This is a genomic window from Flavobacterium alkalisoli, assembly GCF_008000935.1.
GTDB classification, from domain to species: Bacteria; Bacteroidota; Bacteroidia; order Flavobacteriales; family Flavobacteriaceae; genus Flavobacterium; species Flavobacterium alkalisoli.
Genome location: NZ_CP042831.1, coordinates 2740563 through 2752713, shown reverse-complemented (window position 1 = coordinate 2752713; position 12151 = coordinate 2740563). Strand labels below are relative to the sequence as shown.

9 protein-coding genes are annotated in these 12151 nt (G+C 37.5%); 5 read left to right on the top strand and 4 right to left on the bottom strand.

Going from position 1 to position 12151, the window contains the following annotated elements:
- Positions 1 to 284: 284 nt before the first annotated feature.
- The 3 genes from FUA48_RS12540 to FUA48_RS12530 are packed head-to-tail and all read left to right on the top strand — an operon-like array spanning position 285 to position 2866.
- Positions 285 to 917 (top strand): carboxypeptidase-like regulatory domain-containing protein, encoded by a 633-nt coding sequence (locus tag FUA48_RS12540; RefSeq protein ID WP_147583846.1) that lies wholly within the window; start codon positions 285 to 287, stop codon positions 915 to 917.
- 6 nt (positions 918 to 923) lie between these two features.
- Positions 924 to 1571 carry a hypothetical protein gene (locus FUA48_RS12535; protein WP_147583845.1) on the top strand — a complete coding sequence of 216 codons (648 nt, stop codon included), beginning with the start codon at positions 924 to 926 and terminating at the stop codon, positions 1569 to 1571.
- A gap of 56 nt (positions 1572 to 1627) precedes the next feature.
- Entirely contained in the window at positions 1628 to 2866 is a 1239-nt protein-coding gene (locus FUA48_RS12530; RefSeq protein WP_147583844.1) for a glycoside hydrolase family 5 protein, read from the top strand.
- 270 nt (positions 2867 to 3136) lie between these two features.
- On the opposite strand, the gene dnaK is transcribed toward FUA48_RS12530, so the two are convergent.
- On the bottom strand, positions 3137 to 5041 hold the full coding sequence (gene dnaK, locus FUA48_RS12525; RefSeq protein WP_129751372.1) for a molecular chaperone DnaK: 1905 nt from the start codon (positions 5039 to 5041) through the stop codon (positions 3137 to 3139).
- A 668-nt stretch (positions 5042 to 5709) separates the two neighbouring features.
- Between dnaK and FUA48_RS12520 the strand changes: the two genes are divergently transcribed.
- Both FUA48_RS12520 and FUA48_RS12515 read left to right on the top strand, forming a co-directional pair.
- Entirely contained in the window at positions 5710 to 7542 is a 1833-nt protein-coding gene (locus tag FUA48_RS12520) for a sensor histidine kinase (RefSeq protein WP_168196983.1), read from the top strand.
- Positions 7535 to 7957: a response regulator gene (locus FUA48_RS12515; RefSeq protein ID WP_240732453.1), complete on the top strand. Its 423-nt coding sequence runs from the start codon at positions 7535 to 7537 to the stop codon at positions 7955 to 7957. The genes FUA48_RS12520 and FUA48_RS12515 overlap by 8 nt, the downstream gene beginning before the upstream one ends.
- 73 nt (positions 7958 to 8030) lie before the next feature.
- On the opposite strand, the gene FUA48_RS12510 is transcribed toward FUA48_RS12515, so the two are convergent.
- From FUA48_RS12510 to FUA48_RS12500, 3 genes are read right to left on the bottom strand one after another with little or no spacing between them, the layout of a single operon-like run.
- Positions 8031 to 9032, bottom strand: a complete 1002-nt coding sequence (locus tag FUA48_RS12510; protein WP_147583842.1) for an endo alpha-1,4 polygalactosaminidase — start codon at positions 9030 to 9032, stop codon at positions 8031 to 8033.
- Between the two features lie 31 nt (positions 9033 to 9063).
- The gene (locus tag FUA48_RS12505; protein WP_147583841.1) at positions 9064 to 9522 is read right to left on the bottom strand and encodes a hypothetical protein; all 459 of its coding nucleotides are present in this window, start codon (positions 9520 to 9522) and stop codon (positions 9064 to 9066) included.
- A gap of 10 nt (positions 9523 to 9532) precedes the next feature.
- Positions 9533 to 12037, bottom strand: coding sequence for a M14 family zinc carboxypeptidase (locus FUA48_RS12500; RefSeq protein ID WP_147583840.1), 2505 nt, complete (start codon positions 12035 to 12037; stop codon positions 9533 to 9535).
- Positions 12038 to 12151 lie beyond the last annotated feature (114 nt).

The following is a 12151-nucleotide window of genomic DNA, read 5'->3' as shown; positions in this document are numbered from 1 at the left end:
TATTACAATTAACATAAATAGTAAAAGACCTATAATACTATTTACTATAGGGTAAAATACAAACGCTTGTATACATTTAACGAACATAGCTGCAGTCAAAGCAAGATTTAATAACATAACAAACCCTACTGAAAAAGTCCCTTCGCTAAACTTACTCCTAACCGTAGTCATATAATTTTATTTATTGCCTGCAAAAATAAAGTAAATCAAGTAATAATTATAAACACTTATTTTACCTTGATATAAGCCAAGTAATTAAACGCTTTTTTATTTATATTTACTTTATGCACAAACCAATTCAAATAGCAATACCACAGCCATGCCATGAAAAATGGGATGAAATGACTCCTGCCGATAAAGGCAGGTTTTGTGCTGCCTGCCAGAAAAACGTAATTGACTTTACAAAAGCTTCCGACAGGGAAATTGCCGAGGCTTACAAATCCAAAAAGTATGAATGCGGCTTATTTTTAGACAGTCAACTAAACCGGAACCTTATAGTTCCTGCAAAGAAAAACAATTTTTGGAGTGCAACCGGTGCTGCAGTAATAAGTTTCTTTGCTATAGGAACAACAAAAAGTTACTCTCAGGAATTAACTCCCATAGAGCAACTTGAAAACAAAAATGATGCAGTAGAAACTTCTGATTCCGGTTCATTTACCATAAGCTGGAATGTTAAGGATTATTTTTATACACCTCTTAAGAATGTCAAAGTAAGTATAGAGAATACTGGTATAAAAACCAAAACCGATTCTGAAGGGAACTTCACTCTTACCGTAAAAAAAGGAGATATAATAAAATTAAAATATAAAGGAAAAAAGACTTTAAAGATTGAGGTTACCAGTGCAGAGAAAGAAAACATAATCCTAAAAACACCTAAACAAAGTAAAGTCCTTTTTACAAAGGGACGCTGGCTTTAATGTAATATGAGGAAACCAATCCAAATAACAATCCCGCAGCCGTGCCATGAAAAATGGGATGAAATGACTCCTGCCGATAAAGGTAAGTTTTGTACTGCATGTCAAAAAAATGTAATTGACTTTACAAAAACATCCGACAGGGAAATTGCCATTGCTATACGCAATAATAAAAACCTCTGCGGGCGCTTCTCTTCTTCTCAGTTGAATAGGGATTTGGTAGTCCCAAAAGAAAAAAGCACAGTTTGGACAGCAGTTGCAGCCGGAGTTTTAAGCTTTGTTACTTTAGGTTCTTACAAAGCTACAGCACAGGAAAAACAAAAGGTAGTTCAAACTGAGAATAAACCTGTAAAAGAAACAAATTCAACAGCTTCTAAACAAAGTACTACCATTAAAATTACTGTAAAAGACAGTACCGGTTTTTTACAAGAAGCCATTGTAACGAACGTAACTAAAAAAACACAAACATCTGAAAATAAAAATGGTGTTTATGAAATTGATGTTTCTCTTAACGATGAAATAAATATAGCATGTATGGGACATGCAATGAAGATTCTAATTATTACTGGCAAGAATGATCTTACTGTACTTCTTGAAGAATTACGACCTATAATAGCTGTTGGTATGGTTGAAGTAAAAACCAAACCAAAAGAGTAAACCCTTACATAAGTTATATTCTTTATCTTTAGGGCCTATTAATAATACGCATCTAAATGACTTTAAAGAAAACCTCTAACGTGCTGTTGGCATTTGCCTTATGCATGGCATTTACCTCACCCGCCACAGCACAAAAAAACAAAGTTGCAAAAACCAATGGCTCACAAATTATAGAGCCAAACGGAAATCCTATCACACTAAAAGGTACAAACCTGGGCAACTGGCTGGTTCCCGAAGGCTATATGTTTAAAACCGGTAAAGTAGCCGCACCCAGACAAATAGACCAGCTTCTGCATGAAATGATAGGTCCGGACAGCCTTACCGTTTTTTGGCACAAGTATCTTGACAATTACATTACTCAGGAGGATATTAAATACCTTAAGAGAACAGGCTGTAATCATATCCGCTTACCATTTCACTACAAAATGTTTACCGACGAAACCTATATGGGTACACAAAATGCCGGGTTTAAATATTTTGACCGTGTAATAGAATGGTGCAGGCAGGAAAACCTGTATGTACTTTTAGACATGCACTGCGCGCCGGGGGGACAAACCGGAGATAATATAGACGACAGTTACGGCTATCCGTGGTTGTTTTTCAGTAAATCGTCTCAGGACTTAATGAGCGAAGTGTGGATGAAGATTGCCAAAAAGTATAAAGGAGATCCTATAATTATTGGGTACGACGTGGTAAATGAGCCTTTTGCACACTACTTTGTCAAGGAGATACCCGATTACAACCACAGGCTGTTTACATTATACCAGCGAATGGTAAAAGACATCCGTTCGGTAGATAAAGACCACACCATATTCTTAAACGGATCGGTTTGGGCAGGTGACTTTGACGTATTTGAATCTATTATTGACGATAACATTGTTTATGAGTTCCACAAATACTGGTTTGATGTAGAGCAGGCAGCCATTCAAAAATATGTTGATTTCCGCGATAAGCACAATGTACCGATTTACATTGGTGAAACCGGAGAAAATACCGATGAATGGGTTATGGATTTCAGATTGCTGTTAGACCAAAACAATATCAACTGGTGTTTTTGGCCATATAAAAAAATGGACAATACTAAAGGTATAATGAACTTTACCATGCCCGAAGACTATGCGGTTATTGTACGCTACTCGCAAAGCGACCGCAGCTCTTACGAAAAGATACGTGAAAACATGCCGGACAGAGCTACTGCACAAAAAGCACTAAACCAGTTTCTTGAAAACTGCCTGTATAAAAACTGTTTCCAAAACAAAGGCTACATTGAAGGACTTGGACTTACCGTGGAGTAATTTATTCTAAATGATGAATTTTAAATTTTGAATTTAAGCATGAGTGAAGCTCAGGCATTAGACTCTGTAGCGTTAAGATAATTATGAATGAGAATGTTTTGTCATTTCGACCGGAATGAAATGGAATGGAGAAATCTCTTTAATTATTAATCTAATTCAGATTCTTTATTCAGCTTTCGTTTAAATCAAAAATAGAATATAACAAAAACGCCCCGCAGTTGCGGGGCGTTTTTTATCTTAATACTTTGTACTGAAATCTTAGTACTGTAATTATTTCACTTCTTCAAAATCTACGTCCTGTACGTTATCGCCTTCTGCCTGAGCATCACCCTGTGGCTGACCTTGGTCTGCACCACCCTGAGCTCCGCCTTCTGCCTGAGCTTTGTACATTTCCTCAGATGCATTTTTCCAAGCCTCGTTGATTTTATCAAGAGCCGGTTGGATAGTAGCTACATCTTTAGTTTCGTAAGCTTTTTTAAGTTCTTCAAGAGCCGATTGAATTGGCTGCTTGTTGCTGTCAGATAGTTTGTCACCAAACTCTGTAAGCTGTTTTTCAGTTTGGAAAATCATAGCATCAGCTTCGTTTAGCTTGTCTACTTTTTCTTTCGCTGCTTTATCGGCATCAGCATTAGCTTCTGCTTCCTGACGCATTCTTTCGATTTCTTCCTGAGTTAATCCTGAAGAAGCCTCGATACGGATATCGTGTGATTTACCAGTACCTTTATCTGTAGCAGATACTTTAATGATACCGTTAGCATCAATATCAAATGTTACTTCAATTTGAGGTACACCTCTTTGTGCAGGCGGAATACCGTCTAAGTGGAAACGACCGATAGTCTTATTATCCTGAGCCATTGGCCTTTCACCCTGTAACACGTGGATTTCTACAGATGGCTGATTATCTGCCGCTGTAGAGAATACCTGAGATTTTTTAGTTGGGATAGTTGTGTTAGCCTCAATTAATTTAGTCATAACACCACCCATAGTCTCGATACCTAATGAAAGCGGAGTAACGTCTAACAGAAGTACGTCTTTAACGTCACCTGTTAATACACCACCCTGGATAGCAGCACCAATTGCCACAACCTCGTCCGGGTTAACACCTTTAGAAGGTTTTTTACCAAAGAATTTCTCTACTTCTTCCTGTATTCTTGGGATACGTGTAGAACCACCCACAAGGATTACCTCATCAATATCTGATTTAGATAAACCTGCATCCTGTAAAGCTTTAGCAACAGGTTTCATAGAACGCTGTACTAAATCGTCAGCAAGTTGCTCAAACTTAGCTCTTGTAAGTGTTTTTACAAGGTGCTTAGGTCCGCTTGCAGTAGCAGTAACATATGGTAAGTTTATTTCAGTTTGTGTAGAAGAAGAAAGCTCGATCTTAGCTTTCTCTGCAGCCTCTTTTAAACGCTGTAATGCCATAGCATCTTTACGCAGGTCTACACCTTCTTCACTATTAAATTCGTTTGCTAACCAGTCTATAATTACCTGGTCGAAATCATCACCACCAAGGTGAGTATCACCGTTAGTAGAAAGTACTTCAAATACACCGTCACCTAACTCAAGGATAGAGATATCAAATGTACCACCACCAAGGTCATATACGGCAATCTTTTGGTCTTTACCACTTTTGTCAAGACCGTAAGCAAGAGCAGCCGCTGTAGGCTCGTTTATAATCCTTCTTACTTTAAGTCCTGCAATTTCACCAGCCTCTTTAGTAGCCTGACGCTGTGCATCGTTAAAGTAAGCCGGTACTGTAATAACCGCTTCAGTTACTGTTTGTCCAAGGTAATCCTCAGCAGTTTTCTTCATTTTCTGAAGTGTCATTGCAGAAAGCTCCTGCGGTGTGTAAAGGCGTCCGTCGATATCTACACGAGGAGTATCATTATCACCTTTCATCACTTTATAAGGAACGTTACCTGCTTCTTTTGAACTTTCAGAGAATTTATTACCCATAAAACGTTTTATGGATGATATTGTCTTAGTAGGGTTAGTAACAGCCTGACGTTTTGCAGGGTCACCCACCTTAATTTCGCCACCTTCTACAAATGCTATAACCGATGGCGTTGTTCTTTTTCCTTCAGCATTAGGAATAACTACAGGCTCGTTACCTTCCATTACGGCTACACACGAGTTGGTTGTTCCTAAGTCAATTCCGATTATTTTACTCATTTTAAAATAGTTTATTTTTTGAATTCGATTTCTAAATATTATTGATGCTTACAAATAGTCAATCTTTGTGCCAATAGCCAAAAGCATTAAAAAATGACAGAACCATATGACAAGATGACATTTTCTTTTTTATAACTTTTAGAAACCTTTAACGGATTGACGGAAATTATGAACTTCTGTCGGATACAATTTTGTTTTTAACGACATGATTTTTCAGATAAATTTGAAACAAACCAAAAATAGACTCATATATAAATTTCATAAACTACACAGTCCTAAAATCAATTTTAAGCAAATATTAATTAAATACGTAAAACATTAAAAAACAACACATTAAATGTGTAAATATTTTTTCTAAAATCTACACAAAAATTTAAACACCACAAAACCAGTTATCTACACAAAACTGCATTTTACAGTCTCAACTATTCACTTCATAGCTAAAAATCTATATTATAAATATTTCTGTATATTTTAGCATCCAAATCCTATCCAATACACGTATGTATTAATGTTACTCTGGTTTGACTATGCTAAGCAAAAAGATAAATCAAATTCGGTTTGTTACTATTGGAGGTCTTCTTGTTTTAATTCTTTCAATAGCAGTTTTAATAGGTTGGTTTTTTAATATAGAAGTATTAAAAAGCATACTTGACGGTTATATTTCAATGAAATTTAACACAGCACTTTCATTTTTAGCGCTGTCGTTTTGCCTGGTAGCGTCTGCTTCTACCAAAAGAATTTCAGCGACGATCCTGTTAATGGAAATGTTTGTTGCAATACATGCCCTTGCATCCTTGTGTCAGGGAATCCTGTCTATAGATTTGGGTATAGACCAAATGTTATTCCCTGATTTAGTGGGAATAGAAAAACAGGAAGCCTACCCGGGACGTATGTCTCCCATAACATCTGTATTGTTTTTGGTAATGGGAGCCTCTATGTTTAGTGCTGCCTTATTTCAAAAACTAAGGATTTACTGCCAGTATGCCTTTCACTTTGTAACGGTAATCTCCTCTATATGTATAATAGGCTATTTTTTTAGCGTACCCAGTCTATATAAATTCAGCTTTTTAACACCGATAGCCATACATACAGCTATAAGCTTTTGTATTTTGTCTATGAGTGCCAGTATGCTTTATCCTGAGATTGGGTTTACAAGAATATTTACAGTAAAAGAAACAGGAAATATAATTGCAAAGCGTCTTTTTTTACAGCTGTTTGCACTAATAATAATAGTAACATACCTGAGACTGCAATTTTTTGAACATAGCAATTTTAGTATGGATTCAGGGTCAATTATGGGATTAAAACCAAGTCTTGCCCTTACCTCAATCGGCTTTATTCTTATATGCTTTGGTTTTATTTACAAAGCTGCAAATGCCATAAATACATCGGAGCGAAAACAAAAAATGGCAGAACAGCATTTTAGAAGTGTGATCGAGTCGGCACCAAATGCATTTATAATATCAAACCCTGAAGGAGACATTACCCTGATTAACGAGCAGGCTGAAAAGCTTTTTGGCTATACAAAAGAAGAACTTGTAGGAAAGTCTATAGATATCCTCGTACCTAAAGCATCAAGGAGTCATCACCCTGTAAATAGGGGGGATTATCATGAAGCCCCAAGAGCAAGATACTTTGGAGCGGGAAGAGATCTACATGCAGTAAAAAAGGACGGTAGCGAGTTTCCTGTAGAAATAGGCCTTAATCCGTTATACACAAATACCGGTAACGTAATACTTGCCTCTGTAATAGATATTACCGAACGTAAACGAAACGAAACTATTATTAAAGACCAGCTTCAGGAACTTCAGATAAGGAATAAAGAACTGGAACAGTTTAATTACATAGCCTCACACGATTTGCAGGAGCCTATAAGAACTGTAAGCAATTTTATTCAGGTTATTGAAGAAGATTACGGTCAGGAGTTAAACGATGAACTAAAAAGCTATCTGAATACAATAAATGATGCTACCGGAAGAATGTCTCTTTTGGTGAAATCACTACTGGATTTTACAAGACTGGGCAAAGACAGAGAGCTTACATATGTAGATTGTAATGACATACTAAAAAATGTTATTGCCGATTTAAACAGACTCATAAAGGAATCTGATGCTGAGATAACATATGGTGTAATGCCTCAAATATATGCTTATAAAGTAGAGTTGAGACTGGTTTTTCAAAACCTAATTAATAATGCCATTAAATTCAGGAAAAAGAATATACCATGTGAGGTAAAGATACACTGCCACGAAGAAAAGGATTATTATGAGTTTTGGGTAACCGATAACGGAATAGGAATTAACCCAAGATATTTTGACCGTATTTTCCAGATTTTTAAAAGTCTGCATAAAGAAGATGAGTATGAGGGACATGGTATAGGACTGGCACATTGTTATAAAGTTGTGGGGCTTCACAAGGGTAAAATATGGGTAGAATCAGAATTAGGAACAGGAAGTACATTTAAGTTTACAATTTCAAAATTTATACAAAATGGATAAAGATGTGATGATAAGGCAGGTAAATTGCATAATGCTGGTTGACGACAATAAGGTCGACAACTTTTTTCATGAAAGAGTAATAAGGAAAAACAATGCTGCAAAGCATGTTGTTGTAAAGGAATCTGCCGAAGAAGCCCTTGAATACCTAAAGAGAAAAGAAGAAAACGGAGATAAACACCCTGATCTTATTTTTCTTGATATCAATATGCCGGGCATGAACGGATGGGAATTTTTAGAAGAATACGGTAAACTGGATAAAAACCTTCATTGCAGAATGATTGTGGTAATGCTTACCACATCAGAAAATCCGGATGATATGGATAAAGCAAAATCACTTGGCGTACTGTCTGCCTTTAAGACCAAACCGCTAACCATAATGATGCTTGACGAAATTCTGGAAAATTACTTTGATTAATTGTTCGCCAAAACATATACATCCTGCATTCTTTAACCAATAAAGAAAAACGCCCCAAAAGGGGCGTTTTATATTATTCTTCAAAATACTCAAAGGCATCTATAATATCAAGGTATACCCCATTAAAGCCTGCCTGTAGTATGGTATCAAGATATGATCCCTGTCCTGAATAGATGATAGATTTCCATTCATCATTCCAGTACTGCACCTTATAATTACCTCCCCAGTCAGGATTTTCGGCTGCTACCCATTCCGGCGGATTTGTACTCCACTCCTGCTGCCAGTAATAACGATAATCTTCTGCCTCACCTATAGACATATAACATATTACCATGCGGCTACCACCATTGGCTTTATTCTTTAACTGAGCTACTTCGGCTGCTGTAAAAGCCTGTCCGTTTAAAAACAAATCCATGATAATTACATCATAATCGGTTTGTGCCACGGCAGTAATAAACTCCTGTTTAGTATTATAATTCTCAGGATTTATAAGGTATAAAAAGTTTTTGGCCTGCGATAGCTGAGTTATGTTTGCATTATTATAGTTATAAGGAGATTGACCCGGTATAACATTCAGTTCCCTGATAGGGGCTGCAAAAGAAATATAGTCGCTATCCTCGTTTTGAAGATAGGAATCTTCTACATGAGACGCTGAGGTACAATAATCGGTAACCAATATCTTTTTACCAAACTCCTTAGACCTGTCTAAGAAATTCTTCAGGTATTCGGTTACATCGGCAGGTGTAGCTTCATCATCGTTATCATAACCATATAGCAGGTCTTCCTGTCCGTGCCCGTCTATAGCATTTAGATAAGGTAAGTTTAGCGAGCCAAACGGATCTCCGTCGTTAGTAAGCAGTTCAATACCGTTTTGGGGAATAATCGCAAAGCCCGGACTTATTCCTTTAGCCTTTTGACTAATGCTAATTACAAGCTGGCGCATTTCCTGCCTGTAATCTATAACTGTTTCCCCGGGATTCTCACCGTTGTTATTGTTTGCGGTCCCGTTGTCGTCAATATCTGTATGACATGACACGATAAGTAATGCTGCCAATGGCAGTAGTAATCTTTTCATTGTTGATTAATGGCGGGGGTGGGTTAAATTATTATGCTACGTTTTTTTCTTTGTTTCTTCCTAATAGAATTCCCATTACTATAACAGCAGCTTCAAGCGCCATAAAAATATAATATCCTGCCTTAACGGTAATATCATATCCTCCGGATTTAATATAGATAATTCCGCCTGCAAGCAATACAAAAAGGGTTATCGCCGAAAACAATACCTGTTTGCGCTGTTTAAAAAGAGAACCTACAAACTGGAAAACGCCAAGTGCAAGTATAATAGTACTTATTACGATAACTAATTTCATGGTATCACTCATTGCTACCTTAGAAAATCGCGGAAGCCCTTCCACAACAATATCCAGCAAATTAAAGTTTCCCCATATAAACCAGTCGTTTGTTGTTACGGCTGTAGGCCTGTAACTAAAAAAAGGAGACGTTAATGTAATCATAGAAAGTAATCCCAGTACATAAAAGGATCTCTCAAAAAGTCTTTTTTTCATAAAAATTTATTTAATCAACTAAAAATACAGCATTGCTGAAAAGCAGATTACCGTTTTCCCAAAATCCTCTGAACAATGGGTTATCTATCATATAAATTACCTGCCCGCTGCCTTTTTGTTCTACAGCAAAGGTAACAGTGTTTTCCAGTTTTTTTCTAAGGTTTTGCCCAATAAAACCAAAGCTTATATAATCCTTTGGCACATAGGCCACATTCCAGGCATCCTTAAGTAACTGGTAATGGGTATCACTGGTTTTAAGACTGAAATACTTATCTCCAAGTCCGTAAGAAAGTGGGTGTGACTTATCTATTACATTTTCTACCACTGCTCCCGGCACCGACTCAGATATTGAACGTCTTTCGGCATTTTTATAATCCATAAAACGGGCTCTTAAAGCCTCTTCCTCCTTACGGTCAATTTCGTCCTGTTTATCCTGTTCCGAAGCAAAACGGGTAAGGTTATACCCTGCCCTGTCTTCAAAAATACCCAGTGCGTTGCCTATTGCAATTACCTTGCCCCCGTCCTTAATAAAATTATCCAAATCACTTTTTTGATCTTCGGTAAAATCATACCAGCCATCAACCAGTACTATGGTTGTAAAATCACTAAAGTTTACCCTGCTAATATTTTTAACATCCACTATACTTACAGGATATTCTATCATCTGATCGAAGTAAAACCATGCCTGCCCAAAATCGGTAGCACTTACACTCTCTCCCGAAAGCAGTAAAACTCTCGGAGCGCTAAGTAACGGATAGTATTCCCCCCCTAAGTCGCCGCCTTCTAAAGAGAAACCACTTTCCAAAACCTCATAATCCGGTTTGTTTTCAAGCAGCATATCCATAGTGTTTTTAAAATCGTAAAGGCTTTGGTTATCTCCTTTAAGTACAATTAAATCACCAGGTTTAATTCTTACCCCTCTAAAGAAAGAAGCTTTTCTGGCAGAACGCACCTTTATCCCGCTTTTAAGCAGACAGGACAGCGTTCTTGCCGACGCTCTTCCATTCCACGGAATGTAATAAGCATAAGCCCTTTCAAAATCAAGTTTGCCCTTATAGTTAATCTCTTTCTTAGTATCTATTTTAGGACTGTTTTTAAGCGCATAACTCTCCACTCCATAAGCATAAGGCAATGCCCATGCAGTTATATCATACGAAAGGCTGTCGGTAAGTTTAGGTGCAGGTTCAAACAATACCTGTGTAAGTATGCTTTTAGGCTGCTTGGCACTAATTATTAAATCGTTAGGCTCTACGGTAAAATCTTTATCGCCGTTTTCCATATAGCTGTAACCGTTTAGCTTTTTAGACTCTTTGGCATAAGCAAACTGAATCTTGTTTCGTTCCAGCAACTCGGCAAGCTGTTGGGTCTTACCGTTGTTTTTTATAATGTAGGTTTTATATTTCCCTTTATTGCCTTCCTTACCGTCTTTGTAATACTGGCGGAAATTTTTAACCAGCTTATCCTTTTGCCAGGAAGCCGTTTCAACTGCTGTAAGCACGGCTTCGGTATGGTGGTCTATCCTGTCCTGTAGCGTTAGTATATTACCGTTGCTCATTACCACTGCCCTGCCGGCACCTATACCACCCTGCTCATAGGTCATACCCACGGCACCATTAAAGCTTGGATAGGTATCCCCATAGCTCGGGTAAAATAAATCGAAACGCTCTCTTGTATAGTAGTTCCATCCTTTAAGGTCAAATCGTTTTGAAGTCATTTCGCCTATTGCAACGTGAAAATCTTTTTGTGCCTGAGTGATGTACTCGTGCATTGGCTCTGCTGCGGGAGGAAAAAAATAAGGTTCGTTATACCCCATTTCATGCACATCTACATGTACCATTGGCATCCACTCGTTAAAAAGCCTTATACGCTGTTGCGATTCAGCCTGCGTTTGCCATGCCCAGTCACGGTTAAGATCGTACGCATAATGGTTTTGCCTGCCACCCGGCCACGGTTCCATGTGTTCCCTATCGGTAAGCCCCGGATGAAGCTGTTGCCCGGTAACATCCCTAAGCCAGTTCCCGTAACGAGAGTACCCGTCAGGGTTTAAGCATGGGTCTAATATCACGATGGTATTTTCCAGCCACTCTTTGGTGTTCTTATTATTTGGGTTAATAAGTTCAAAGGCCACATTCATAGAGCTTTCGGCAGCACCGGGCTCATTACCGTGTACATTAAAACTAAGCCATACTATAGCTTTATCAGTAACGGTTGTGGTTGGCTTTTTATCTAAAAGTCCAATTTGATACAGATGGTTTTGCCTTATGTTTTCAAGATCTTTCAGGTTTTGCGGAGTTGAAATGTAATATACATTAAGGCTTCGCTCCTGATAGGTATAACCGTAAGGCTTTTTAAGTATGTAATCTGAATTTTGGGTTAAATGAGTAAAGTAATTTTCCAACTGATGGTAATAGCTTACCTGGCTCCCGTAACTTGGTATAAATTCTCCCGGGCTTTTCAGCTGTGCCTGTAAGGTTAGTGTAAAAAGGAACAACAGGCTAAAAAATAGTTTTTTCATATAAAAGGGGTTCAAACTTCAAATTTATGTAATTTAATTTCAAAAGAGATTCTAAATTAAACAACCTTAGCTAATATTATACAGGCTACTCAAGTTATTTATCAAAAAGTATTA

Coding starts and splice junctions, on each gene's coding strand:
- FUA48_RS12535 (WP_147583845.1), top strand. CDS start 924: ATGAGGAAACCAATCCAAATAACAATCCCGCAGCCGTGCCATGAAAAA.
- FUA48_RS12500 (WP_147583840.1), bottom strand. CDS start 12,037: ATGAAAAAACTATTTTTTAGCCTGTTGTTCCTTTTTACACTAACCTTA.
- dnaK (WP_129751372.1), bottom strand. CDS start 5,041: ATGAGTAAAATAATCGGAATTGACTTAGGAACAACCAACTCGTGTGTA.
- FUA48_RS12540 (WP_147583846.1), top strand. CDS start 285: ATGCACAAACCAATTCAAATAGCAATACCACAGCCATGCCATGAAAAA.
- FUA48_RS12530 (WP_147583844.1), top strand. CDS start 1,628: ATGACTTTAAAGAAAACCTCTAACGTGCTGTTGGCATTTGCCTTATGC.
- FUA48_RS12510 (WP_147583842.1), bottom strand. CDS start 9,032: ATGAAAAGATTACTACTGCCATTGGCAGCATTACTTATCGTGTCATGT.
- FUA48_RS12515 (WP_240732453.1), top strand. CDS start 7,535: ATGGATAAAGATGTGATGATAAGGCAGGTAAATTGCATAATGCTGGTT.
- FUA48_RS12520 (WP_168196983.1), top strand. CDS start 5,710: ATGAAATTTAACACAGCACTTTCATTTTTAGCGCTGTCGTTTTGCCTG.
- FUA48_RS12505 (WP_147583841.1), bottom strand. CDS start 9,522: ATGAAAAAAAGACTTTTTGAGAGATCCTTTTATGTACTGGGATTACTT.